Annotated in this window: 27 protein-coding genes and 1 other RNA gene; 23 read left to right on the top strand and 5 right to left on the bottom strand. The window is 35.5% G+C overall.

Features of this window, described 5'->3' with window-relative positions:
• Positions 1–5: 5 nt before the first annotated feature.
• Positions 6–1,301 carry a phosphopyruvate hydratase gene (eno, locus tag ACUL40_RS17825; RefSeq protein WP_017657033.1) on the top strand — a complete coding sequence of 432 codons (1,296 nt, stop codon included), beginning with the start codon at positions 6–8 and terminating at the stop codon, positions 1,299–1,301.
• 51 nt (positions 1,302–1,352) lie between these two features.
• On the opposite strand, the gene ACUL40_RS17820 is transcribed toward eno, so the two are convergent.
• Positions 1,353–2,303, bottom strand: a complete 951-nt coding sequence (locus tag ACUL40_RS17820; RefSeq protein WP_001125050.1) for a nucleoside hydrolase — start codon at positions 2,301–2,303, stop codon at positions 1,353–1,355.
• A gap of 352 nt (positions 2,304–2,655) precedes the next feature.
• Between ACUL40_RS17820 and ACUL40_RS17815 the strand changes: the two genes are divergently transcribed.
• The 15 genes from ACUL40_RS17815 (at position 2,656) to ACUL40_RS17745 (ending at position 17,316) form a co-directional block, all read left to right on the top strand.
• Complete coding sequence (locus ACUL40_RS17815; protein WP_000673222.1) at positions 2,656–3,024, top strand: CidA/LrgA family holin-like protein; 369 nt, start codon at positions 2,656–2,658, stop codon at positions 3,022–3,024.
• The gene (locus tag ACUL40_RS17810; RefSeq protein ID WP_000078309.1) at positions 3,021–3,713 is read left to right on the top strand and encodes an LrgB family protein; all 693 of its coding nucleotides are present in this window, start codon (positions 3,021–3,023) and stop codon (positions 3,711–3,713) included. The genes ACUL40_RS17815 and ACUL40_RS17810 overlap by 4 nt, the downstream gene beginning before the upstream one ends.
• 94 nt (positions 3,714–3,807) lie before the next feature.
• Entirely contained in the window at positions 3,808–4,041 is a 234-nt protein-coding gene (gene secG, locus ACUL40_RS17805) for a preprotein translocase subunit SecG (protein ID WP_000557262.1), read from the top strand.
• Between the two features lie 162 nt (positions 4,042–4,203).
• Positions 4,204–4,944 carry a carboxylesterase gene (estA, locus tag ACUL40_RS17800; RefSeq protein ID WP_000761986.1) on the top strand — a complete coding sequence of 247 codons (741 nt, stop codon included), beginning with the start codon at positions 4,204–4,206 and terminating at the stop codon, positions 4,942–4,944.
• Between the two features lie 142 nt (positions 4,945–5,086).
• Positions 5,087–7,513, top strand: a complete 2,427-nt coding sequence (gene rnr / locus ACUL40_RS17795; RefSeq protein ID WP_000391087.1) for a ribonuclease R — start codon at positions 5,087–5,089, stop codon at positions 7,511–7,513.
• Positions 7,514–7,886: 373 nt separating this feature from the next.
• Positions 7,887–8,354, top strand: a complete 468-nt coding sequence (smpB, locus tag ACUL40_RS17790) for an SsrA-binding protein (RefSeq protein ID WP_001123919.1) — start codon at positions 7,887–7,889, stop codon at positions 8,352–8,354.
• Positions 8,355–8,480: 126 nt separating this feature from the next.
• Positions 8,481–8,835: a transfer-messenger RNA gene (gene ssrA, locus ACUL40_RS17785) on the top strand.
• A 400-nt stretch (positions 8,836–9,235) separates the two neighbouring features.
• Positions 9,236–9,913, top strand: a complete 678-nt coding sequence (locus tag ACUL40_RS17780) for a response regulator transcription factor (RefSeq protein ID WP_000815809.1) — start codon at positions 9,236–9,238, stop codon at positions 9,911–9,913.
• A 327-nt stretch (positions 9,914–10,240) separates the two neighbouring features.
• The gene (locus ACUL40_RS17775) at positions 10,241–11,257 is read left to right on the top strand and encodes a siderophore ABC transporter substrate-binding protein (RefSeq protein WP_000749449.1); all 1,017 of its coding nucleotides are present in this window, start codon (positions 10,241–10,243) and stop codon (positions 11,255–11,257) included.
• A 19-nt stretch (positions 11,258–11,276) separates the two neighbouring features.
• The gene (locus tag ACUL40_RS17770; protein WP_000042077.1) at positions 11,277–12,293 is read left to right on the top strand and encodes an ABC transporter permease; all 1,017 of its coding nucleotides are present in this window, start codon (positions 11,277–11,279) and stop codon (positions 12,291–12,293) included.
• A complete protein-coding gene (locus ACUL40_RS17765; RefSeq protein ID WP_000631245.1) occupies positions 12,290–13,354 on the top strand; it encodes an iron chelate uptake ABC transporter family permease subunit in 1,065 nt (354 codons plus the stop codon). The genes ACUL40_RS17770 and ACUL40_RS17765 overlap by 4 nt, the downstream gene beginning before the upstream one ends.
• Positions 13,351–14,103, top strand: a complete 753-nt coding sequence (locus ACUL40_RS17760; RefSeq protein WP_000590071.1) for an iron ABC transporter ATP-binding protein — start codon at positions 13,351–13,353, stop codon at positions 14,101–14,103. Before ACUL40_RS17765 ends, ACUL40_RS17760 begins: the two co-directional genes overlap by 4 nt.
• Positions 14,104–14,541: 438 nt before the next feature.
• Positions 14,542–16,080: an anthrolysin O/cereolysin O family cholesterol-dependent cytolysin Alo gene (alo, locus tag ACUL40_RS17755; RefSeq protein ID WP_000576727.1), complete on the top strand. Its 1,539-nt coding sequence runs from the start codon at positions 14,542–14,544 to the stop codon at positions 16,078–16,080.
• 409 nt (positions 16,081–16,489) lie between these two features.
• Positions 16,490–16,855: a YxeA family protein gene (locus ACUL40_RS17750; protein ID WP_002164645.1), complete on the top strand. Its 366-nt coding sequence runs from the start codon at positions 16,490–16,492 to the stop codon at positions 16,853–16,855.
• 272 nt (positions 16,856–17,127) lie between these two features.
• The gene (locus tag ACUL40_RS17745; protein WP_000222858.1) at positions 17,128–17,316 is read left to right on the top strand and encodes a hypothetical protein; all 189 of its coding nucleotides are present in this window, start codon (positions 17,128–17,130) and stop codon (positions 17,314–17,316) included.
• A 107-nt stretch (positions 17,317–17,423) separates the two neighbouring features.
• Here ACUL40_RS17745 and ACUL40_RS17740 read toward each other — a convergent pair whose 3' ends face one another.
• Positions 17,424–18,389, bottom strand: coding sequence for a DUF4822 domain-containing protein (locus ACUL40_RS17740; RefSeq protein WP_079004599.1), 966 nt, complete (start codon positions 18,387–18,389; stop codon positions 17,424–17,426).
• Positions 18,390–18,832: 443 nt separating this feature from the next.
• On the opposite strand from ACUL40_RS17740, the gene ACUL40_RS17735 reads away from it, so the two are divergent.
• Positions 18,833–19,792 (top strand): nuclease-related domain-containing protein, encoded by a 960-nt coding sequence (locus ACUL40_RS17735; RefSeq protein WP_000635763.1) that lies wholly within the window; start codon positions 18,833–18,835, stop codon positions 19,790–19,792.
• Between the two features lie 49 nt (positions 19,793–19,841).
• Positions 19,842–20,246 carry a phosphate-starvation-inducible protein PsiE gene (gene psiE, locus ACUL40_RS17730; protein ID WP_000834704.1) on the top strand — a complete coding sequence of 135 codons (405 nt, stop codon included), beginning with the start codon at positions 19,842–19,844 and terminating at the stop codon, positions 20,244–20,246.
• A gap of 48 nt (positions 20,247–20,294) precedes the next feature.
• Here psiE and ACUL40_RS17725 read toward each other — a convergent pair whose 3' ends face one another.
• The gene (locus ACUL40_RS17725) at positions 20,295–20,771 is read right to left on the bottom strand and encodes a DUF4362 domain-containing protein (RefSeq protein WP_445422796.1); all 477 of its coding nucleotides are present in this window, start codon (positions 20,769–20,771) and stop codon (positions 20,295–20,297) included.
• A 268-nt stretch (positions 20,772–21,039) separates the two neighbouring features.
• Between ACUL40_RS17725 and speG the strand changes: the two genes are divergently transcribed.
• The 5 genes from speG (at position 21,040) to ACUL40_RS17700 (ending at position 25,451) form a co-directional block, all read left to right on the top strand.
• Positions 21,040–21,555, top strand: a complete 516-nt coding sequence (gene speG, locus ACUL40_RS17720; RefSeq protein WP_001071092.1) for a spermidine N1-acetyltransferase — start codon at positions 21,040–21,042, stop codon at positions 21,553–21,555.
• Between the two features lie 437 nt (positions 21,556–21,992).
• The gene (locus tag ACUL40_RS17715) at positions 21,993–23,540 is read left to right on the top strand and encodes an ABC-F family ATP-binding cassette domain-containing protein (protein WP_079004601.1); all 1,548 of its coding nucleotides are present in this window, start codon (positions 21,993–21,995) and stop codon (positions 23,538–23,540) included.
• Positions 23,541–23,545: 5 nt separating this feature from the next.
• A complete protein-coding gene (locus tag ACUL40_RS17710; RefSeq protein ID WP_139372046.1) occupies positions 23,546–24,739 on the top strand; it encodes an MFS transporter in 1,194 nt (397 codons plus the stop codon).
• A 180-nt stretch (positions 24,740–24,919) separates the two neighbouring features.
• Entirely contained in the window at positions 24,920–25,132 is a 213-nt protein-coding gene (locus tag ACUL40_RS17705; RefSeq protein WP_025921788.1) for a DUF3955 domain-containing protein, read from the top strand.
• A 79-nt stretch (positions 25,133–25,211) separates the two neighbouring features.
• Positions 25,212–25,451 (top strand): DUF3947 family protein, encoded by a 240-nt coding sequence (locus ACUL40_RS17700; RefSeq protein WP_000980930.1) that lies wholly within the window; start codon positions 25,212–25,214, stop codon positions 25,449–25,451.
• A 30-nt stretch (positions 25,452–25,481) separates the two neighbouring features.
• Here the strand turns inward: ACUL40_RS17700 and crcB (ACUL40_RS17695) are convergent, their stop codons facing one another.
• Positions 25,482–25,838 (bottom strand): fluoride efflux transporter CrcB, encoded by a 357-nt coding sequence (crcB, locus tag ACUL40_RS17695; protein WP_000568587.1) that lies wholly within the window; start codon positions 25,836–25,838, stop codon positions 25,482–25,484.
• Positions 25,835–26,239 carry a fluoride efflux transporter CrcB gene (crcB, locus tag ACUL40_RS17690; RefSeq protein ID WP_000639315.1) on the bottom strand — a complete coding sequence of 135 codons (405 nt, stop codon included), beginning with the start codon at positions 26,237–26,239 and terminating at the stop codon, positions 25,835–25,837. Before crcB (ACUL40_RS17690) ends, crcB (ACUL40_RS17695) begins: the two co-directional genes overlap by 4 nt.
• Positions 26,240–26,253 lie beyond the last annotated feature (14 nt).

Here is a 26,253-nt window from a genome sequence, read left to right as displayed (position 1 = left end):
TTATTATGCCAACAATTATTGATGTTTATGCTCGCGAAGTCCTTGACTCTCGTGGTAACCCAACTGTAGAAGTAGAAGTTTATACAGAAAGCGGCGCTTTCGGACGCGCTATCGTACCAAGTGGTGCATCTACTGGTGAACACGAAGCAGTAGAATTACGTGACGGTGACAAATCTCGTTACCTTGGTAAAGGTGTTATTAACGCAGTAAACAACGTTAACGAAATTATCGCTCCAGAAATCGAAGGTTTCGATGTAACTGACCAAGCTGGTATCGACCGTGCTATGATCGAATTAGATGGCACTCCAAACAAAGGTAAACTAGGCGCTAACGCTATCCTTGGTGTATCTATGGCAGTAGCTCACGCAGCAGCTGACTTCGTAGGTCTTCCATTATACCGTTACCTTGGTGGATTCAATGCAAAACAATTACCAACTCCAATGATGAACATCATCAACGGTGGTTCTCACGCTGATAACAACGTTGACTTCCAAGAGTTCATGATCTTACCAGTTGGTGCTCCAACATTCAAAGAATCAATCCGTATGGGTGCTGAAGTATTCCATGCACTTAAAGCTGTATTACATGACAAAGGTCTTAACACTGCAGTAGGTGACGAAGGTGGATTCGCTCCAAACCTTGGTTCTAACCGTGAAGCTCTAGAAGTAATCATCGAAGCTATCGAAAAAGCTGGTTACAAAGCTGGCGAGAACGTATTCTTAGGAATGGACGTTGCTTCTTCTGAGTTCTACAACAAAGAAACTGGTAAATATGACCTTGCAGGCGAAGGCCGTACTGGCTTAACTTCTGCAGAAATGGTTGATTTCTATGAAGAGCTTTGCAAAGACTTCCCAATCATCTCTATCGAAGATGGTTTAGACGAAAACGACTGGGATGGTCACAAATTATTAACTGAGCGTATCGGTGATAAAGTACAATTAGTTGGTGACGATTTATTCGTAACTAACACTCAAAAACTTGCTGAAGGTATCGAAAAAGGTATCTCTAACTCAATCTTAATTAAAGTTAACCAAATCGGTACTTTAACTGAGACTTTCGAAGCTATCGAAATGGCTAAACGTGCTGGTTACACAGCAGTTGTATCTCACCGTTCTGGTGAAACTGAAGATGCTACAATCGCTGACATCGCAGTTGCAACTAACGCTGGCCAAATCAAAACTGGTTCTATGAGCCGTACTGACCGTATTGCTAAGTACAACCAATTATTACGCATCGAAGACGAGCTAGGCGAAGTAGCTGTTTACGATGGTATCAAATCTTTCTATAACATCAAACGATAATTGTAGAAAATAAACGACAGACCGTGAGAAATCGCGGTCTGTTTTTTTATGCTAAAATTGTTCACCCGTCATAAGTGACATGAAATGTTTGAAGAAGCGGTTATAGTCAAAATCAATTGCGATTTGATGAACCGGCCAATCAATAAATGGCTTCTGGTTCACTAGAGAGCGAAATTCCCCTATGCTTGCTCCTTGTGCAGAGGATTCTGTCATGACAACAATAGGTGATTTATGATACGTGAACATAGAGTTATCAAATAAAGCGAGTATTGGCATTGTGTCATGGAAGGGGCTCCCCTTTAAATGTGGTAGGGCGTCTTTATAATATCCGTAGTAATAATGATCAAATAACGGTTTGACAAGTGGAGCTTTTCCTTTTGCCTCAATGTATTCTGCCATTTCTGGTGTAATGATGGAGTATTGAGTGACGTTTAATGGGTATATGTACATGTTAACTGCGGATTGAAGGACTATATTAGCGGCAGTAGGATCGCCATAAAAGTTTGCTTCGGAAATAGGGGTAACATTACCAGGATGTAAAAAGGCACCGCCCATTACGTAGTAAGATTTAATTTGTTTCATTAACTGTTTGCACATGATAAACAAAATTGCTAGGGAGGTAAGTCTTCCTAAACTCACAATAATTAATTCATCTTTATACTGTTCAATAAGAGGAATGACTTCAAAAAAATTCTCCATTTCTCCGTTAGTCACATTCACCTTTGGAATAATTGGACCGAGCCCCTGTTTTCCATGTACATCCGTAAAAAACGCAGGTGGGGCACCAGTAAGGGGACGTTCTGAACCACCGAATATCTTGATATTTCTATTCTTTGTTTCGTTATTAAAAAAATGAGCATTTTCTACGGCCATTTTTTTTGGAACATTGCCGTAATCAGCAACGATACCGACGATTTCTATTTCATCGATAAAGAATGCTAAGAGGAGAGCCATCGTATCATCAATCCCAGGATCACAAAAAATGAGAACTTTTTTGGGCATATGTTCACCACCTATCTTGTTTATCCCGTACAAACCAGCTTGGTGAGGGCTAATAATCAATAAGGATGAGGGGAATCTCATTGATTAAAGTTTCACTTTATATATATGTAAGTTTAAGAATAAAAAGATTATTTTATTGAAATAATAGTCTTTTAAATTCAGAAAATAAAAACTTTTTATATTAGGTCAAGGTTTTTGACGTAATTTTCATTTGGAAATGCAGTCATATCAAGGTTGTAAGCGTATAACATAGGCTGTTTTTGCTGTCAAGTTGATAAATTGCAGCTTTTTACAATTTATACTATGATAAAGATATTAACAGAAGATCGTATAAACATGAGGGATGATGAACATGAAATTTACAAAGATTCTTGTCCAAATTGCTGCTCTTTACGTGTTTTATATGGTTGGAACTTGGGTGCAAGAAATGTTAAATATTCCGATTCCAGGAAGTTTGATTGGAATGTTCCTCTTACTTGTTTTACTTAGCCTAAAAGTTCTTCCAGTGAAATGGTTCGATTTAGGAGCAGAAACACTCGTTGCTATTATGCCGTTTTTATTAATTCCGCCAACGCTTGGCCTAATGAATTACGGTGCTTTTTTTATGAGTAAAGGAATTTCTCTTTTCATTACAGTTGTAGCGAGTACGTTTTTAATTATTATTGTCGCAGGACATACAGGACAATATCTTGCGAATAGGAAGGAAAGAGAGTCGCGATGAGCCAAATATTAATCGGAGTCGGTTGGGTTCTTTTTACGGTGCTATTATATCAATTATCTAAAAAAATCTATAAATTATTTCCAACACCATTCACCATTCCAATGCTTGTAGCAACTGGATTAATGGCTTTCCTATTTATCGTGCTTGATATACCATATCAACATTATATGGAAAGTGGTGGTGGCTGGATTGCAAAGCTACTTGGACCCGGTGTTGTAGCATTTGCAATTCCTCTTTATAAACAACGTCATGTTCTGCAAAAATATGTTGTACCGATTGCTGGTGGCGTATTGGTAGGTACAACAGTTGCAATCGCTAGTGATTTTGCGATTGCTTCACTTATGGGAACGGATAAAAGCTTAATCTTATCGTCTTTACCAAAATCGGTGACAATGCCAGTTGCGATGAGTGTTTCAGAGCAAGTCGGTGGTGTACCTTCCTTAACAGCAGCTTTCGTTGTTATCGCAGGTATTACTGGAACGATTACAGGACCCCTTTTATTAAAATGGAGTCGTGTTACAAACTCAGTTGGTAAAGGTATCGGATTTGGATGTGCTTCTCATATTATGGGTGTTATGAGAGCGATGAAAAATAACGAACATGAAGGTGTTATTGGATCGGTAACAATGACATTAACAGCAATTTTGACATGTTTACTTGGACCGTTATTTGCGATGATGTTTATGTAATAGAAGAAAAGCGAGAGCGCCTCTATAGCTCTCGCTTTTCTATAGAATTTATGCTACAGTTACAATAACTGAATCTTTGTAGGAGGTACGCCAAGTGCATACGTTATTATCAGTTTTACTTATTATTGTATCGATTTTAATGATTGTTATGGTACTTATGCAGTCTAGTAATAGCTCAGGCCTTTCAGGTGCAATTTCAGGCGGTGCAGAGCAATTATTTGGTAAGCAAAAAGCACGTGGGATTGAAGCGGTATTAAACCGCATTACAATTGTTTTAGCTGTATTGTTCTTCGCATTAACAATTGGTGTTACGTACTTGAACTTATAGAATTGAAAGAAGAAGCGTTAGTAAAATGTACTAATGGTTCTTCTTTTTTTGTTTTGCCATTTGAAAGATGTTTCTAATTAGATTATAGAAATATAAATATGGTACACTAAGATATAGAAAGAATACGACTAGATTACAGAAGAGAAAGAGGAGAAGTACATGATGAAATTAGCATCTCCGAAACCATTTACATTTGAGGGTGGAGACCGCGCTGTTTTATTACTACATGGATTCACAGGGAACTCAGCTGATGTACGTATGTTAGGGCGTTTCTTAGAAAAGAAAGGCTACACTTGTCATGCGCCAATTTATAAAGGGCACGGTGTACCACCAGAAGAGCTTGTTCATACAGGTCCTACAGATTGGTGGCAAGATGTAACGGAGGCATATCAGCTTTTAAAAGATAAAGGTTTTGAGAAAATTGCTGTTGTTGGATTGTCACTTGGCGGCGTATTTTCTTTAAAATTGGGTTATACAGTACCGGTTTTAGGTGTAGTACCAATGTGTGCACCTATGTATATTAAGAGCGAAGAAACGATGTACCAAGGTATATTGGCATATGCCCGCGAATATAAAAAACGTGAGCAAAAATCACCAGAACAAATTGAACAAGAAATGTTGGAATTCCAAAAGACACCGATGAATACATTAAAAGCATTACAACAATTAATTGCTGACGTACGTAACAATGTGGATATGATTTATGCGCCAACATTTGTTGTACAAGCACGTCATGACGAAATGATTAATACAGATAGTGCTAACATTATTTATAACGGTGTAGAATCTACGTTAAAAGACATTAAATGGTACGAAGACTCTACGCATGTCATTACACTTGATAAACAACGTGACGAGCTACATGAGGATGTATATAACTTCTTGGAGCAACTAGATTGGTAAGATCTAGTTGCCTCTTTTTTTCATAAGGAATTTTTTGTGAAAACTGTAAAAATCATAAGGGGAGTATTGAAGTTTCACTTTATACATCCCCTATCTTTCGGATACACTAAATAATATAAGGTTTTAAAGGAGGTATTTTTGCTTGGAAGAAATCATACAAGAACATATTGATAAGTTGTTATTATTTATGAGAGAAGAAGCGTATAAACCGCTAACGATACAAGAGTTAGAAGAGGCATTTGGAATTGAAGGTTCTGAGGGCTTTAAAGATTTCGTAAAGGCACTTGTAACGATGGAAGAGAAGGGACTTGTTATTCGTACTCGTAGCAACCGTTACGGTCTTCCTGAAAAGATGAATTTAATACGCGGTAAGTTAATTGGACATGCACGTGGTTTTGCATTCGTTGTACCAGATGAGAAGAAAACGGGAGACGATGACCTTTTCATACCGCCTACAGAATTAAACGGTGCGCTTCATGGCGATACAGTATTAGCACGCCTTAGTTCCCAATCGAGTGGTTCGCGTCAAGAAGGTTCAATTGTACGCATTTTAGAACGCGGAACGAAAGAGTTAGTTGGTACATATACAGAATCGAAAAACTTTGGGTTCGTTATACCTGACAATAAGCGCTGGACAAGTGACATTTTCGTATTGAAAAGTGCATCTATGGGCGCTGTAGAAGGTCATAAAGTAGTTGTGAAAATTACGAGCTATCCAGAGAATCGTTTAAGTGCAGAAGGTGAAGTTATTCAAATTCTAGGTCATAAAAATGATCCAGGAGTAGATATTTTATCTGTCATTCATAAACATCACTTGCCTTTAGCGTTCCCTGAAGAAGTGATGGAACATGCAAACAGTGTACCAGAAACGATTTCAGAAGAAGATTTAAAAGATCGCCGTGATCTACGTGACCAAATGATCGTAACGATTGACGGTGCAGACGCAAAAGATTTAGATGATGCTGTTACAGTAACGAAGCTTGAGAACGGTAACTACAAGCTAGGCGTTCACATTGCGGATGTAAGTCATTACGTTCAAGAAGGTTCTCCGATTGATGTAGAAGCAGCGGAAAGAGCGACGAGTGTGTATCTTGTTGACCGTGTAATTCCGATGATTCCACACCGTCTATCTAACGGTATTTGTTCATTAAATCCGAAAGTAGACCGTCTGACATTATCTTGTGAAATGGAAATCAACAACTTAGGTGATGTTGTTAAACACGAGATTTTCCAAAGTGTGATTAAAACAACAGAGCGTATGACTTATGCTGACGTAAGAAGCATTTTAGAAGATGAGGACGAAGAGTTAATTAAGCGTTATGAGCCGCTCGTACCGATGTTTAAAGAGATGGGTCAATTGGCACAAATTTTACGTGAAAAACGTATGCGCCGTGGTGCAATTGACTTTGACTTTAAAGAAGCGAAAGTATTAGTGGATGAAGAAGGAAAACCGACAGACGTTGTCATGCGCGATCGTTCTGTATCAGAGAAGTTAATTGAAGAATTTATGCTTGTTGCGAATGAAACAGTAGCAGAGCACTTCCACTGGATGAACGTACCATTCATGTACCGTGTCCATGAAGATCCGAAAGAAGATAAGCTTGAGCGTTTCTTCGAGTTTGTAACGAACTTCGGATATGCAGTAAAAGGACGTGCGAATGAAGTGCATCCTCGCGCGCTACAACAAATTCTTGAAATGGTTCAAGGACAGCCAGAAGAAGTAGTTATTTCAACAGTTATGCTTCGTTCTATGAAGCAAGCTCGTTACGATGCGGATAGTTTAGGACATTTCGGTTTATCAACTGAGTTCTACACACACTTCACATCACCAATTCGTCGTTACCCAGATACAATCGTTCATAGATTAATTCGTGAATACATTATTAACGGTAAAGTCGACAACGAAACGCAAGCAAAATGGCGTGAAAAATTACCTGAGATTGCAGAGCATTCTTCTAATATGGAACGTCGTGCTGTTGAAGCAGAGCGTGAAACAGATGAGATGAAAAAAGCAGAGTATATGGTTGATAAGATCGGTGAAGAGTATGACGGTATGATTAGCTCTGTAACAAACTTCGGTTTATTCGTAGAGCTTCCAAATACAATTGAAGGTCTTGTACACGTTAGTTATTTAACGGATGATTACTACCGTTATGACGAGCAACATTTCGCTATGATCGGAGAACGTACAGGAAACGTATTCCGCATCGGTGACGAAATTACAATTCGCGTTATTAACGTAAACAAAGACGAGCGTGCAATCGACTTTGAAATCGTTGGCATGAAAGGCACACCTCGCCGTAAGTTTAAAGATCGTCCAGTCGTTATCGAGCAGCCAAGAACAGGCAGAAAGAAACGCGGTGGACGTAGCGAGCGCAGTAATGAGCGCGGCGGTGAACGTGGCACAGGTAGAAAATTTGACCGTGGTGGTAAAGGAAAAGGAAGAGGATCTGCATCTGCATCCGCTTCTGCTAGCCAGCCGGGAAAAAAAGATGGTAACGGTAAGAAGAAAAAAGCATTCTTCGAAAACGTACCAGGATTCAAGAAGAAAAAGAAAAAGCGTAAGTAAGAAAAGAGTGGCTTCGCTTTGATGAAAAGCGGGGCCGTTTTCTTTTTTCTTCGTGGCTTGAGAGCGAGCCACTTTCGCTTTTTATCGGAATCCAGCTACAGTGGCTAGAATGTTCGGCGGCTTCACTTCTTCCCGAGAGGCAAAGAGCGCCTCAAGGTCAGAAGCTCCATCCATCTCACATTCTGAGCGAGCCACTTTCGCTTTTTGATGGAATCTAGCTACAGTGGCTAGAATCTGTTGGCCATTTCACTCCCTCGGATGAAGCAAAAAGCGCTCCTCTGTCGGGAGTTCTAATGTCCAAAGATTCTGAGCGAGCCACTTTCGCTTTTTATTAACATTTGTTACAATAGTAAAAATAGAGGAGGGACGTTATATGCCAAAGGGTACAGGTAAGGTTATTGCACAGAATAAAAAAGCATTTCATGATTATTTCATCGAAGAAACATACGAAGCAGGGCTTGTCCTTCAAGGAACGGAAATTAAGTCGATTCGCGCTGGACGCGTAAACTTGAAAGATGCGTTTGCACGTGTACATAATGGTGAAGTATGGGTTCATAATATGCACATTAATACGTACGAACAAGGGAATCGTTTCAACCATGATCCACTTCGTACGAGAAAATTACTTCTGCATAAAAAAGAAATTGATAAACTAGCGGGCGCTGCGAAAGAAACAGGTTACGCATTAGTTCCACTTAGAATTTATTTGAAAAATGGATTTGCAAAAATGGCACTTGGTTTAGCAAAAGGTAAGAAGCAATACGATAAACGTCACGATTTAAAAGAGAAAGAAGCTAAACGTGAAATTGCACGCGCGTTCCGTGATCGCCAAAAGATGTAATACAGATATTTACATTTGTAAAATGGAGCGCGTATGTTATAATAATTTATGTAAGGTTGTTGCACATTGAAAAACAGCTCTTAGTAGCTATCACGATATTTTCTTCGTATGCTCCATTTTTATCATGGGGACGTTACGGATTCGACAGGGATAGTTCGAGCTTAGGTTGCGAGTCGAGGGGATCGGCCTCGTTAAAACGTCAAAGCCTATAATTGGCAAACAAAACAATCTTTCTTTAGCTGCTTAATTGCACTAAAGGTTCCTCCCTCCATCGTCCATGTGGTAGGGTAAGGGACTCAAACTAAGTGGACTACGCCGGAGTTCGCCGTCTGAGGACAAAGGAAGAGAACAACCAGACTAGCAACTTGGAAGCCTGTCGATAGGCCGAAGAGTTCGCGAAATGCTAATATATCGACTACACTCGTAGAAGCTTAAGTGCCGATATTTTTGGACGTGGGTTCGACTCCCACCGTCTCCACCAATACATATTTGGTGGTTTTTTTATTTTGTATGATATGAACCATAACTTTGCCAGGTTGGCAAGGTTATGGTTCTTTTTGTTTGTGGTTTTATAGAATGCTGAAGTTGATGGGACGATATCCCTGAAATAGAAAATGAAGAAATGGTTATTGACGATAAGCAGGTAGATAATATAGCTGCTAGTAAACGCCCAATTGTTGAGTTCTTATTATTTTTTCACTTTATTCGAATCTTCATATGTTTTGTGTTTTTATCCATACCTATTGTAAGATTATATAGAGTTCTCCTAATAAACTGTTTTAATGGATTATTTAGGGGTTTTAAATTTATAAATCTTAAATTATTTTTTCGGGATAATTTTTTATCTAAATAATTTATATTGAAGTAGAGGTGAACCATCGGTGAAGCAGGTGTTGGTGATTAAAAATGAACGGTCTTCAGCAAAGAAAATCGTAAGCGGTTTAACGCAAGAGGGCCATTTCATTTTAAAACTTCACAATGAAAACCAAGGTTTAAATATAGCATATGAGCAAGATTGGGATATTATCATATTGGATTGGGATTCATTAAGTATATCGGGACCAGAAATTTGTAGACAAATACGACTTGTTAAAACGACACCAATCATTATTGTGACCAACAATATTTCTAGCGAGGATTGCATAGCAGGGTTACAAGCAGGAGCAGATGATTATATTAGAAAACCATTTGTGAAGGAAGAATTAGTAGCGAGAGTTCAAGCTATTTTAAGAAGAAGTGACTATAACCAGCAAAATGAGACAAACTTTTTTCAGTTTAAAGATCTCTTTGTTGATGCATCTAGCAATATTGTGAAAAAAGGTGGCAAAAATCTCTCGCTTACGAAGCGCGAGTACGATTTACTTGTATTTTTAATTAAGAATAAAAATACGATATTAAGCCGTGAAATGCTTTTGAATCAAGTTTGGGGATATGACGTAGTAGTAAATCCGAATGTAGTAGACTTATATATTGGGTATGTAAGAAAAAAGCTAAAGTGCGAGAAGAAAGATAGATATATTCAAACGATACATGGCAGAGGCTATTCAATGGTTGAATGATAAAAATAAGATAATAAAGTAGTTTCTGTGAAATATTAGCTATTACTGCGCGTATTTTGTAAGGGAAGGTCTCTGTCCCGTATTTGTTGAGAAAGTATTTAATGAAGGTTAATCAACAGTCCTGACCGCACATATTACTTTTTATGCTTGATTTTATGAATTCATACGATTCACAAGATTTTCACAGAATTAATGACTATACTAATTAACAGGATGTTCAAATGAAAATGATTATCAATAGCGATTCAATTGAATAAAAGTTACCTTCTAATTCAATCTATGGATGTCATCATTTTCGAAATAAATCACACTATAAGGAGTATACATATGAAAAAATCTATGCTTTTAAAATTAGTGAGTATTCTAGCAGTTTTCACTTTAATGTTAGTAGCTTGCTCAGATTCAAGTAAAGAAACTTCGAAGGCTAATAATAAAGATAATGGTAGTGATAAGCCAAAAACGGTTGAAATCACTGATGCTCATGGAACTGTTAAAGTCCCTGTAAACCCAAAGAATGTAGTTGCTTTGGATAACAGAACGTTTGAAACTTTATCTGATTGGGGAATTAAATTAGCGGCTGCTCCAAAGGATATCATGCCTGCTGATTCAGCATATAAAAAGGATGAAAAAGTTCAAAATATTGGGAATCACCGTGAACCAAATCTAGAAATTATTGCAGCGGCAAATCCTGAACTTGTAATTGTTGGTCAAAGATTTGCTGACCATTACGAAGAAATCAAAAAATTAGTACCAAATGCAGCAGTTATTGATCTTAATTTTGATGTTTCTGAGAAAGCTACTAAGCCTGGCGAAAACTTAGTAAAAGGACTTAAAGATTCTACAGTTACTTTAGGAAAAATCTTTAATAAAGATAAAGAAGCTAAACAATTAGTAGCTGATTTTGATAAATCTATTGAAAAAGCAAAATCTGCTTATAACGGAAAAGATAAAGTTATGAGTGTTATCGTTACTGGTGGTAATATTGGTTTTGCTGCTCCACATTCTGGTCGTGTTTGGGGACCAATGTATGAAATTTTCGGTTGGACTCCAGCGTTAGAAGTTTCAAATTCTACTGCAGGTCATAAAGGTGATGACGTTTCTGTTGAAGCTATTGCACAAACAAATCCTGATTGGATTTTCGTATTAGATCGTGATGCTGCAACATCTGATGCAGCTAAGTCAACACCTGCTAAGGATGTTATTTCTAAATCACCTGCTCTTCAAAACACAACTGCTGTTTCTAAAAAACAAGTTATTTATGCACCAGAAGATACTTACACAAATGAATCAATTCAAACTTATATAGAGTTATTTGGAAATATGGCAAAAACTTTAGCTAAGTAGTGTAAAGGGGTACGAAACAGTGTCAAAAAATATGATTTCTAGGGTTGAGAATATTTCTCAACCCCAGTTTTATAATCAAAATAAAATATGGACAAAACCTTTTATAATAGCAGTTATAGTTGTTATAATTTTAGGGATTATATCACTGTTTACTGGAGTTTATGATATACGTGGACAAGAGGACGGGACAGAGATGTTTTTCATAACTCGTGTTCCGAGAACAGCTGCATTAATGCTTACTGGAGCTGCGATGGCGATGGCAGGGCTCGTCATGCAACTCATTACACAGAATCGCTTTGTTGAACCTACTACAACGGGGACTATTGAATGGTCAGGCTTAGGCCTGCTTTTTGTGTATTTATTATTTCCTGCCCCGACTTTAGTTCAAAGAATGACTGGTGCAATCATTTTTTCTTTTATAGGAACTATGATTTTCTTTCTATTTTTAAGAAGAGTTAAGCTTCGTTCGTCTTTAATTGTTCCGATTATTGGATTGATGCTTGGAGCAGTAATTTCTGCAGTGTCTACTTTTTTAGGACTCCTTTTTCAAAAGACGCAAAGTATTGAAACTTGGTTTGTCGGTTCATTTGCTAACATTCAGGTGGGAAGATATGAATATTTATGGCTGATTGTTATCATTACTTTTCTTATTTTTATGTATGCTAATAGATTGACTTTAGCTGGACTAGGAGAAGATGTCGCAACAAGTCTTGGAGTTAATTACAATAGAATTGTTCTTTTTGGGACTGCTCTTATCTCTGTTGCAGTTGGAATTGTTGCAGCTGTTATTGGACACTTACCTTTCTTAGGATTAATTGTGCCAAATATCGTTTCAATGTTTAGAGGTGATGATCTTAGGAGTAATTTACCTTGGGTTTGTGTGATCGGAATGGGATCAATAACTGCCTGTGACATCATTTCTCGAACAATTATACAGCCTTTTGAATTACCTGTTTCTTTAATACTTGCAACAGTGGGAGCAGTCGTGTTTATTACTATTTTATTGAGACAAAGAAAACCAAGGAGGCTACGATGATCACATTAGAATATAGAAAAAAAGAAAATGTCGAAATCGATTCTAGCCTTCATAATGAAAGTAGATCAGCTAGCGCTTTTCGGTCTAAGAAGGAAGCAAGACGTTATTGGATTTTACTGATAACATTGATTGCTTTAGGTCTTCTTTCTTCATATGGACTTTTAGTTTATAACAATCCAGTTCCGATAGATTCACCTTCTTTTATCCCAGTCGTTAAGAGAAGGATAGTAGCTATTGTTGCAATGATTATTGCTGCGGTTTGCCATAGCTTGTCGACAGTTGCTTTCCAATCTATTACGAATAATAAAATTATTACTCCATCGCTTTTAGGTTTCGAATCACTTTATTCAGCAATTCAAACGAGTACAGTATTCTTCTTTGGTGCTAGTGCGTTAATAAATTTTAATGGAATTGGATCATTTTTATTCCAAGTTGTTGTTATGGTCTTCATGAGTTTGATACTTTATGGATGGTTACTTTCCGGTAAATACGGGAATTTACAACTTATGCTTTTAGTTGGAATTATTATTGGTACCGGGCTAAATTCTGTGTCAACTTTCATGAGAAAACTACTTGCGCCTTCAGAATTTGATATTTTACAAGCTAGATTATTTGGTTCTGTTAATCATGCAGATCCTGCTTATTTTCCTATTGTAATTCCTATGATCATAATTGTAGCAGTATTGATTTTTGCTCATTCTAAGAATTTGAATGTTTTGTCACTAGGAAAGGATGTTGCTACTTCTTTTGGGGTTAAATATCAACCTAGTGTCATTTATACGCTTGTATTAGTAGCGATTTTAATGTCCATTTCAACAGCTCTAATTGGGCCACTTACGTTCTACGGATTTTTAGTAGCAACTTTGAGTTATCAGGCAGCGTCAACTTATGATCATAGATATATTTTTCCGATGGCTTTTGCTATAGGATTTTTAATAATGACGAGCGCATACTTTTTAATGTATCATGTATTCCATGCTCAAGGTGTAGTTTCAGTTATTATTGAATTATTTGGTGGAATCATATTCTTAACTATAGTTTTAAGGAAGAGGGCTTTATGATAAAAATTGATAATGTTAAAAAGTTCTATACTGATAAGGTAAAAATAGGACCTTTGGATATTGAAATACCAAAAGCAGGCTTTACTTCTTTAATTGGACCAAATGGTGCTGGAAAGTCAACGACACTTTTGATGATTGGCAGACTTTTAGATATGGATGAAGGCCAAATTCAGGTAGCAAATATGGATGTTTCTGAATCTAAATCGAAAGACTTAGCAAAAGTTTTGACTATATTGCGACAAGAAAATCATTTTGTAACTAGGCTTACAGTTAGACAATTAGTTGGATTTGGGCGCTTTCCTTATTCAAAGGGAAGGTTGACTAAAGAAGATGAGGTTATCATTTCTAAATATATCGATTTCTTAGATTTAACTAGTTTAGAGAATAGATATTTAGATGAGCTTTCTGGTGGTCAAAGACAAAGGGCATATGTAGCGATGGTACTGTGCCAAGAGACGGAATATGTACTTTTGGACGAACCTTTGAACAACCTTGATGTTGCTCGTTCTGTTCAAATGATGGAGCATTTAAGACGTGCAGCTAATGAATTTGGAAGAACAATTTTGACGGTTATGCATGACATAAATTTTGCAGCTAAATACTCGGATAAAATTTGTGCTATGAAAGATGGACAAATTGCTGCTTTTGGAACAGTAGAAGAGGTTATGGACTCAACACTTTTGACAGATATTTTTGAAACAAAAATAGAAATTATTAATGGTCCTTATGGGCCAATAGCAGTTTATTAGTTATAAAATGTGAAAAAATACTGTAGCTTGCGCAGATTATGCAAGCCACTCTAGTTAAAGTTGCTGTCTGTATTTTATAGGCAGCAGCTTTTTTATGTGATTACTTATAAAATGCAAAAGAATGCTTCACCTTTTCAAGTATGTACCAAACGAAAAAAATATCTCTGTATAACTTTTTAAAAGAATTCAGCTTGTTTTTTTATATGTAATATTGCATATCAGAGTGTATTGATAAAAGTGTAAGGGGTCACTATAATGAGGGCATAAAGATAAATCAAAATTTCGTAGCAATAAAAAGGAGGAAATAATATGGAAATCGCAATGGCAGTTTTAAAATTTGTAGGTGGCGTAATCCCGTTAATTCAAGAACTTTTAAAAGCATTTATGTAAATTTATTAGTTAGCAATCATTATTATATTTTACTAAAAAAAGAACGGGGTGATTTTTCTGAATATTAAGAAAAACACTAAAAGAAGAAAGTTCCTTGCATGTTTATTAGTTAGTCTATGCACTATTAATTATTCATCTATTTCCTTCGCAGAAACACAAGCAAGTAATGCAACTGATGTAACCAAAAATGCTAGTGGCATTGATACTGGTATAGCAAATCTTAAATATAATAATCAAGAGGTTTTAGCTGTAAATGGTGATAAAGTAGAGAGTTTTGTTCCGAAAGAAAGTATCAATTCAAATGGTAAATTTGTAGTAGTAGAACGCGAAAAAAAATCACTTACAACGTCACCAGTCGATATTTCAATTATTGATTCTGTAGTGAATCGCACGTATCCAGGAGCTGTACAACTTGCAAATAAAGCTTTTGCAGACAATCAACCGAGTTTATTAGTGGCTAAGAGAAAGCCTTTGAATATTAGTATAGACTTACCGGGCATGAGAAAAGAAAATACAATCACTGTCCAAAATCCGACATATGGTAATGTAGCTGGAGCAGTAGACGATTTAGTATCTACTTGGAATGAAAAGTATTCTACAACACATACGTTGCCTGCAAGAATGCAGTATACGGAATCCATGGTTTATAGTAAATCGCAAATCGCAAGCGCTCTTAATGTTAACGCTAAATATCTTGATAACAGTCTAAACATTGATTTTAATGCGGTTGCAAATGGAGAGAAAAAAGTGATGGTAGCGGCGTATAAGCAAATATTTTATACGGTAAGTGCTGAACTACCTAACAATCCATCCGACCTTTTTGATAATAGCGTTACTTTTGATGAGTTAACTCGAAAAGGCGTAAGTAATTCGGCTCCACCTGTTATGGTTTCAAATGTAGCTTATGGTAGAACGATTTATGTAAAATTAGAAACAACATCTAAGAGCAAAGATGTACAAGCTGCTTTTAAAGCCTTACTTAAGGATAACAGTGTTGAAACAAGTGGACAGTATAAAGATATTTTTGAAGAAAGTACCTTTACTGCTGTAGTATTAGGCGGAGATGCGAAAGAGCATAACAAGGTTGTTACTAAAGATTTCAATGAAATCCGAAATATTATTAAAGATAATGCTGAATTAAGTCTTAAAAATCCAGCATACCCAATTTCATATACAAGTACTTTCTTAAAAGATAATGCAACTGCTGCTGTTCATAACAATACAGATTATATTGAGACGACAACTACAGAATATTCAAGTGCTAAAATGACACTTGATCATTACGGTGCTTACGTTGCTCAATTTGATGTATCTTGGGATGAATTCACATTTGACCAAAAGGGTAACGAAGTACTAACACATAAAACATGGGATGGTAGCGGAAAAGACAAAACGGCTCATTACTCTACAGTTATCCCTCTTCCACCGAACTCAAAAAATATAAAAATTGTAGCAAGAGAATGTACAGGTCTTGCATGGGAATGGTGGAGAACAATTATTAATGAACAAAACGTTCCATTAACAAATGAAATAAAAGTTTCAATTGGAGGAACAACATTATACCCAACAGCTAGTATTAGTCATTAAGTATAAAAAAAGCGCCCTATAAGTAGGGCGCTTTTTTACTTAGTCACAAATTTTATTCCTCTATTTGCCGGGCAGCCCGATTGATGAGGGCTGATTAATAATGTAATTCCTAATATAGTTAATCGGCGTTGATTTACTTCTTCACGTAAAATGGATTGAAATGAAATTCCTATTACTTGGACAAGTGTTGCTAAAAGTGTGGCAATTGGAGGAATAAAACTTTATGTTCCTTTGTTTTGGGCCAACTTAAGAAACTTTTGTAAAATGATAGGATTACAAAAATGTAATGTGGGTGTAAGGAAACTGGATTGTACCATCTTTATGGTTAAAGCATACTTAAGGTAAGGAAGATTTATATTTTAACGGGTATAAATCTTACAAGTAGAATAGAAAGGTTAGGTATTATCATATGAAATGGATCATGAGAATTTTTGTGTTATTAGCTATAGTAGGAGGTGCTTTCTACTATATGAAGTCAGGGAATGGATACTATTTGACTAAACAATATTATGTAAAAGTAACGACTGATTCTAAAGTAGAAAACGAAAAATTGAGTAATGGAGAAGTTCTTACGTATCATGTTTACGATGAGAAGGTGTACGATAAAAAAGGGGAAGAAAGAGAACTGAAAATTTCCTTGCAAAATGAATTGGAAAAAAATCAATATTATTTGATTGATTGGGAAGATCGCCGTGGGATTGTTTCTAAAATAGCTAAAGTGAATCAAGCAAAAATAGATAAAGGTATTTTAGATAAGTTGAACGCAAATTCATAATATTTCAGGATAAGTTAATCAAAAGCTGTGTTAGCGTAAGATTTATAAGAAAAAGGTATTATAGCAAAAATAAAAGAGATTATTATAAAACAAAAAAGACCGAACCGTCTGGTTCTGTCTTTTTTTAGGAATGAAGAATGAATTTTACAAATGATGTGGCACAAAGCTGGATTGCTACAATTGGGATGACATGTATGAATAGTGGACTGTAACACTTATGTAGATGGTTTGCAGAGATATAAAATCAATATAGAAGAGGAGTATTATTCTAGATGACTTATGTAACTACAATTTTATCAATAGCGGGTATCGTTATCATGTCTTTAGCGAGGATTAATTTTAAAATAAGGGCGTTTGCTAATAAACCAGCTTGGGGTGGCTTCACTCTTCCCTTAATTCTAATTGGATTTATTTTATTTTGTATCGGTATGTTTTTAGGTTTTGTAAATCATCAACTATAAGGTGGGAATATTGTGAAGACGAAAAGCTATATGTTTTTCGTCTTTTCGTTCTCTTGCTTAATAAGAAAGATCCTGCAACTCAGTACAGGATCTTTAATCAAACGTATTTAAAAACTAAATTGTGGTTTCATATCACCTTTATAAGGTTCATGTTCAACGAATATAGTTATATCCTTACCAGCTTGGTCTTTACCAGTTCTTTTATACGTAAATTTATTCTTATTTAGTTCAGTAAGTTCAAGAGCTGCACCGTATTTGTTATTTCCAATTGAAACATGGGCTCTTATTTTATTTTCGTGTACAACATCGAAGTAGCCATAGTCACCGCGGCTTTGACCTGTTTCGCTATTGAAGAACTCATATTTATTAGACTTGTCATCGAATTTTGCTAGACTTATAAAATTCGAATTAAACTGTGTTACATCATTACCAGCTTCATCTACTACTTTTGTTCCGTGCCAAAGGGTACCGCCTAAAATTTTATCTCCATCAACGTTTTTAACAATATCTCCTGTAGTCGTGTTCAGCTGCTTGTCCGGATCAGTGAAAGAAAGTTCTTTTTCTTTATATGGGACATGTTCAACGAAAACTTCTACATCTTTACCTTTAGCGTCTTTACCCATTCGTTTATAAGTAAATACATTTTTATTTAGTTTTGTCATGTCAACGACAGCTTGATACTTCATTGATTCTGAAATTAATATTCTCTTCTTCCCATCATTTGTGACAAAGAAAGTGCCTTTATCGCCACGACTTGCACCTGTTTTAGCATCAAAAAATTCATATCTGCCTGACTTCGCATCATATTTTGCAAGACCAATGAAGTTTGCATTCTCTTTTGTTAAGTCATTCTTATCTTTGTCATACACTCGTGTACCTTGCCAATTTGTCTCGCTAAGAATATTAGCCATTTTTTGCCCTTTAGTTAATTTATTTTCCTTTTTTGTTTCTTTAGCAACTTGTTCTTGTTTTTGTTTCCCATGATTTTCTTCAGCTTTAGTACCAGCACACCCTGTTAATGCTAATGTGAATCCGAGCAGTACGGATGATAGTGCTTTTGCTTTTTTGTTCATGTTTTATCGTCTCCTTATTTTATGATTTCAAGTAGTACGGTTAGCGATTATAGTAGCAGTGCGTCATATATGAACTTAGTTGCTACGTTTCTTATGTTAATACCCGACTATAAACTGCCTCTAAATAAAACATTAAAAAAAGATAAACTAATTCCTAAAATTTGTTCATATTTATAAAAAGGTCTTTTACATGGGGTGAATGTAAATTTCTCATTTTGAAAACGACGTAATTAAATGGGCGGATTCATATTATGCTTACAGTGCGATTTTAGATGTGATGCTATACTGTGTATAGGATTTTATGGGTGTATGTTGTGTCGGTTTTTGTCGGTAAGTCGATATTCTATGTCGAATCGTTGATATATTGAAAAAATCGTTGATATATTGTGAGTTATGATAGATATATTTGAAAAATCGTTGATATATTTTGAGGAGGGCTAAAAATGATTGTGAAAGAACGACAAATGCCGATGTATTTACGACAATTAGAAGCGTTATCTAGAAGATTACCTGCTCACCATCCGAAACGGGATATGGTTGCAGAAAGTTTAGCGAAGCATAAAGCGGGTTACAAAGGTGAACAAGCTATCAATTATCCATTAAGTTTTTTGCCAGAAGAAACATATAGTATTTTGCACGATATAAGGTTGTCTGATCAAAATCACCATTTTCAAATTGATACGATTATCATTTCAGCATATTTTCTTCTTTTCCTCGAAATAAAAAATATAGCAGGTACGTTACTATTTGATTCAAAGTTTAACCAGCTTATTAGAATATCAGAGGGGAATCCAGAAGGGTTTCCAGATCCAATTTTACAAGTGAAAAGACAAGAGGAACAGTTTAGAAAATGGTTAAGGTTAAATGGGTTTTCTCGTTTTCCGATTGAATCACTCGTTGTTATTAGTAATCCACGAACTATTATTAAATCTTCAGACGATAATCTCCCCAATAAAATTATACACAGTGCAAATTTACCTCATAAAATAAAATGGTTTGAGAGCAAATATAAGAAAAAAACTATAAAAAATGTAGACGATCTTATTTGTCAAATAGTAAGGAATCATACTCCATTACAGCAAAATATCCTCGAACAATTTAAAATTAAAAAAGGAGAATTGTTAAACGGCGTACGATGTGAGGTCTGTTCTATAATGCCGATGTTGAAAATAAAAAAAGGGTGGTATTGTTCAAATTGTAAAGCTATCTCTAAGGTAGCACATGAGGATGCGATACATGATTATGTACTTCTTATTAGTAGGACTTGTACAAATATGCAGTTAAAGGAATTTCTCCACGTTCAATCGAGTGCAACAGTTCATAGACTCCTTAAAACAATGAACATCCCACACACCGGCACTAATAAAGGACGAAAATATGATTTAACGCACCTTCAATTATAATTTTGCTATAATAAATATGTACTTATACGAAGGGGAGTTTAATGAGACAATGAAATCATTCAATATTGATCATTTTATCGCGAGTGTTTTACAGTGGATATTAAATATAGCGCTAATTATATTATCCATTGTCTTATCTATCTTTTTAATTAATGAGACGATTACTTTTATTCAATACATATTTTCAGCGAAGAAGTATACGTCATATAAATTGGTTGAAAGTATCATCGTTTATTTCTTATACTTCGAGTTCATTGCATTAATTATTAAGTATTTTAAATCGAACTATCATTTCCCGTTACGTTATTTTATTTATATCGGAATTACGGCCTTAATTCGATTAATTATTGTGTCTCATGAGGAACCGATGGAGACGTTATTATACGCAGGAGCAATTCTTGTTTTAGTTATTGCTTTATACATATCGAATATGAGAGATTTGAGAAAAGAGTAGTAGTGCAGACATAAGTTTGCACTACTTTTTTATTTGCAATTATCCATCCTATAATTGGGTGGCTGTAATCAAATGAATAGTGTCAGGACATTCTAATTTATAAGTTACTTTGTTGTCTTCAATATCTTTTGTGATTTTTTGGCATGTATTGTTCGAATATTGAATCTCTTGATTTTCACTATGTTTCTCATTTGTTTTTGTATAGTCAACATCATAATAGACGGAGGTAGACTCCTTTTCTTTTTTTACAGTTAAATCAATAATAACTGGCTCGTCCTTGGTATTAAATTTAGTAATTCTAACGGAATCGTCTTTATTTGAATTATAGTTTTTTACGAAAGTATCTAATTTCTCTATATTATAAACTTTATCGTTTTTTTCAATAACATCACCACGTTTTTTAGAAGCCTCAAAAGTATATGTCTCGTTTTTATCGTTTTTTTGCTCATTATTAGTACAACCAATAAGAGTAAATAAGACTAACGAGATTAAAGGTAATGCATACTTTCTATATTGTATTCTCATAGGTTCATCTCCCTTTCTTAATTTTTAACGATGATATATTTATAATTTTATCTTACTGAGATTTTTGGAAAGCCAAAAGACTGTTCTTTTTTCGTTAAGTTATTGTAAATGTCTACATTCTTTATTAATTGGTTATAAATTTCGGCATAATATTGTTACATCTTGACCTTCAAGTTGCTTGAAAGTTTACAATGAAATTAGGGCGTTTGAAATCGAAAAAAATTGAGAAATTAAGTGAAGAGGTTTCTTTTACTTGGAGGTTATAGGAATGAATCAGGAATTGAAGTTACGTCCATTGGAACGAGAAGATTTAAAGTTCGTACACGAACTGAATAATAATGCGCATATTATGTCATATTGGTTTGAAGAGCCGTATGAGGCATTTGTGGAGCTGCAAGACTTATACGATAAACATATACATGATCAAAGCGAACGCCGATTTATCGTTGAGAAAGACAATGAAATGGTTGGATTAGTTGAGTTAGTAGAAATCGATTATATTCACCGTAGAACAGAATTCCAAATCATTATTGATCCGAATTATCAAGGATATGGTTATGCAGTGGATGCGACGCGTTTAGCGATGGATTACGCTTTTTCCGTACTAAATATGCATAAGATTTATTTAGTTGTGGATAAGGAAAATGAAAAGGCAGTACATGTTTATAAAAAAGTTGGGTTTATGGTAGAAGGTGAGCTTATCGATGAGTTTTTCGTTGATGGTAACTATCATAATGCGATAAGAATGTGTATGTTTCAGAAGCAATATTTTGAAAACAAGTAGTTGAAAGATTCGGAAGTAATGTTGACGTTTCGTAAAACCGTATGCTAAAATCCCTTTTAAGTATTAAGGAAGGTGCAGAATATGCTTTATATAAAATTTGTAAAACTCATTAGAAAACTTTGCTCCGCACAAATGTATACGGTGAAGCGTTGTACGGAGCTTAATCAAGGGGTATAAATCCCCTATATTCATCGGCTGAATAACTTTTCTAAAAAAGTATAGTTTATCTATGCTTATTTCGTTATGGTTTTTCAGCTGGTGTATAAAATAGATTAAGGGGCCATAGACAATGCTTTGTCTATGGCCCTTTGTGTATATTATTCCGATGAGTCTTTACTGTAAATTGGAGTAGTATAGGAAAAACCACGAAGCAGAGGGCTAGTGTCGAATGACGCTATCTCTCTGCTTTTTTTAATTTGAGGAAAAGAGGAATAAAAATGAGTTTACTTAAAGTGGAAAGTTTATCACATAGTTTTATAGATAAAGTATTATACGAAAATGCTTCTTTTGATTTGCATAAAGGGGAGCATATGGGAATTGTTGGACAGAATGGTGCAGGAAAAAGCACATTAATGAAAATATTGGTGGGGGAAATTATTTCTGATAAGGGAGACATAAAGTGGCAACCAAATATTCAAATTGGACATCTTGATCAATACGCAGAAATTGATGAGGGTTATACCATTTCTCAATATTTAAAGAGAGCCTTTTATGATTTGTATGAAATGGAAAAGAGAATGAACAAGTTATATGAAGAAATTGCGATGACCGGAGATGAAAATCAACTATTGAAAGCGGCAGAAATTCAAGGACTGCTCGAGGCTCATGATTTTTATTCAGTAGATAGTATTACGAATAAGGTGGCATCCGGCTTAGGTATTGATGTGATTGGGATGGATCGTGTTATTGGTGAATTAAGCGGAGGGCAGCGTGCAAAGGTAATTTTAGCGAAGCTCTTATTAGAAGAGCCTAATATTTTATTACTAGATGAACCGACGAATTTTCTTGATAAGGAGCATGTGGAGTGGCTTGCTAATTATTTAATGAATTTTGAAGGAGCGTTTATGGTCATATCACATGATTTTGATTTTCTGGAAAAGGTAACTTCTTGCATATGTGATGTAGAGTTCGGAACAGTTAAGAAGTATTACGGTAAATACTCAGATTTTGTAGGACAAAAGGAGCATTTGCGAAAAGATTATATTCGCCAATATTATGCACAGCAAAAGAAAATTGAAAAAACGGAAGAGTATATTCGTAGAAATATTGCTGGGGTGAATTCAAAAATAGCGCAAGGTCGTCGAAAACAATTACAGCGTATGGAAAGAATTGCGCCACCAAGTTTTACTCATAAACCGTCTATTCATTTTCAGGAACTTCCCATTTCAGTTCAGACAGTTCTTGAAGTAAATAACCTTGAAGTTGGTTACGACTTCGCTCTCTTACCAAAGTTGAATTTTTCAGTAATGGGTAGGCAAAAACTTGTTATTACAGGTTTCAATGGAGTAGGAAAATCTACTTTATTAAAAACAATCGTTGGAAATATTGCTAGTATTTCTGGAGAGTTTCACTTTTCAGAGCAAATAAAGATTGGATATTATGAGCAAGATTTAAATTGGAGCAATGATTCTTTAACGCCGCTTCAAATTATTTCAGAACAGTTTCCTAAACTGAATATGAAGGAAATACGCCATCATTTAGCTGCGTGTGGAGTGAAGGATACGCACGTTTCGCAAGAAATTCGTACGTTAAGTGGTGGTGAACAATCGAAGGTGAAACTGTGCGGATTATTATTATCACCTTGTAACTTATTAATTTTAGATGAGCCGACAAATCATTTAGATGCAGAAGCGAAGGAAGCTTTGCAAAAGGCGCTAATTAAGTTTAAGGGCAGCATTATACTCGTATCTCACGAAGCGAGTTTTTATCTTGATTGGGCAGATAGCATCTTTCATATAGAGACAGGAATAGTTAAGGGGGTGTGAAACATATGAGTGAAAACAATTGGAAAACGAAAATTATATTATTTTTGACCGCTCAAACTATTTCGTTGTTCGGTTCCTCTCTCGTACAATACGCGATTATATGGTATATCACCCTTACAACATCATCAGGAGTGATGTTGACTATTTCAACTGTTTGCGGTTTTCTACCACAAATTGCGATATCTTTGTTTGCAGGTGTTTGGATTGATCGTTATGACCGTAAAAAGATGATTATGTTATCGGACGGAATTATAGCGATTGCGACGTTAGTTTTAGCAATTTTATTTTTTACAGGATATAAAAGTATTTGGTTACTTTTTATTGTGTTACTCATTCGTTCAGCTGGAACAGGAGTACAAACGCCAGCTGTGAATGCATTAATTCCGCAAATCGTTCCGAAAGAGTATCTTATGAAAGTAAATGGAATAAATAGCAGTATTACATCTTTAATTATGTTTCTTTCTCCAGCAGCAAGTGCGATGATTCTTTCTATTGCTAGCATTGAAACAACATTTTTTATTGATGTTATTACGGGTATGATTGGAATTAGTATTATGTTTATCATTCAGGTAGAGGGACATGTGAATGCAGAGAATAAGCAAAAATCTAATCTACAAGGAATTAAAGAAGGATTCTCTTATTTAAAAGAAAATGTATTTATTAAAAGGCTAATCGTTTTATTAATTATCGTCATGATTTTAATAAGTCCAGCTGCTTTTTTAACACCTTTAATGGTAACTCGTTCTTTCGGGGCCGAAATGTGGAGACTTACTGCTAGTGAGATGACCTTTAGTGCGGGTGCGGCAGCTGGTGGCGTATTAATTGCGGCGTGGGGTGGTTTTCGTAATCGTATGTATACAACAGCGCTAGCTTGTGCATTATATGGACTGCTTATGATTGGACTCGGAATAGCACCAATATTTATTATATATTTAGTCTTTAATTTTTTAATTGGTATAACGATGCCGTGCTTCAATACACCAGTTACTGTGTTATTGCAGGAAAAAGTAGAACCATCAATGCACGGACGGATGTTCAGTCTTGTACAAATTGCGAATTCATGCGCGCTTCCTCTAGGAATGATAATATTTGGGCCATTGTCGGATATGTTTAGTGTAGAGATTTTGTTAATTTATGCTGGGATATTCGTGCTATTTTGCGCAATGTATATTGTATTAAGCAAGAGGTTTGAAGTGTAAATATTTATAATACAGAGGGTTTGCGAAGTGATTTAATATGCTTCGTAAACCTTTTTGTTATTATTCTAGTCAATAATTATTTATTGTTAAACGATAAATAATTATTGACTGTTAATGGTTTTTTGGATAATATGATGTTAAGAATCTAAGGAGAATTACATGAGTAGAGGAGAATGTGAAATGAAAAATAAATACGTAGTAGCTATTTCTTTCATGATTTTAGCGATTATTTCTTTAACTATACATGCTTCAAACAGTAAAGTAGGAGCGGATGGATTCCTTGAAGAACCTTTCTTTTTCCTAGTACCGATAAGTTATGTATTGTTCCTTAGTGGTATTGGCGTATTATTATTTGGATTTATTACTTCAAAGCTGAAAAGGGGCAATAAATAGGGGTTACCAATAGGGACAAAATACTCACTATGAAATAGAAACATACCATATGGAAGAAAAAGAATAAGTGAGATGAATCATGATGAACCATCATTTTTATAATGGAAGACAAGTAGGAGCAGCTATTACGCTGGCTGGGGCACAGGGAACAATTCATGCTATGAATCAAGCTATTCAAATGCAACAACAAGCATATTTTGCACAAATGATGCAAAGTCAGTATATGCCGTATTCACAGCTTCCGATGCAAATTGTACATTACGATGTACATCCAGCTGGTTTATTTTCTATTCCATATGGCGGGACATATTTCTTATGAAAGAAAGCGACTCAATAGAGTCGCTTTTTTTCATATTCCGCCTAGCTTCATTCCAAGGAATGCGAAGAGGATACCAATTATGTACGTAGCGCTTAAGTATAAAAGGAAAGTGCTAATATTTTTTCGATTGAGAAGTTGAACGGCTTCTAGTTTAAACGTAGAAAATGTAGTGAATGCACCCATAAATCCAGTACCTAATAATAGTTGCCAGCCTGTAGTAACTCCGTTGCCGATTATATATCCAAGTAAAAACGCCCCTGTTATATTAATAAGGAATGTAGCAAGTGGAAATTGTGTTTTATTTCTTTTCTTAAACCAATTGCTAATTGCAAATCGTGTAATCGCACCGAAAAATCCTCCTGTTGCGACTAATAAGGCTTCTATCATGAGTAATCACCTTCCGTAAGAGATTTCTTAATTAAGAAATCTCCAAGTGTATAGCCAAGGCCAGACATAATGAGGCCACCAAGTATGCTACATGATACATATAAGAAGGCTATGCTCCACTCAGAATGATTGATCAATTGCACAGTTTCTACACTAAATGTTGAAAAAGTCGTAAAGGAACCGATGAATCCAGTTCCGATGCCTGTGATGACCTCTGAAGGTAAGATGTTTAGCCGGGCGATATAAGTAGTTAGCCACGCTAAGAAGAAGCAACCGATTAAGTTAATGAGTAATGTTGCTAATGGAAATGAATGATGCCAAAATGTGGTGATATTAAGACCTAAATAATAACGAGAAAGAGCTCCTAATATACCGGCAATGCCGACGATAATATAAATCAATTTTCTCACCTCTT

It is taken from the genome of Bacillus sp. KNSH39, assembly GCF_052656585.1.
Note: the sequence above shows the minus strand (reverse complement) of the source record. Positions and strands in the feature narration are given on the sequence as shown.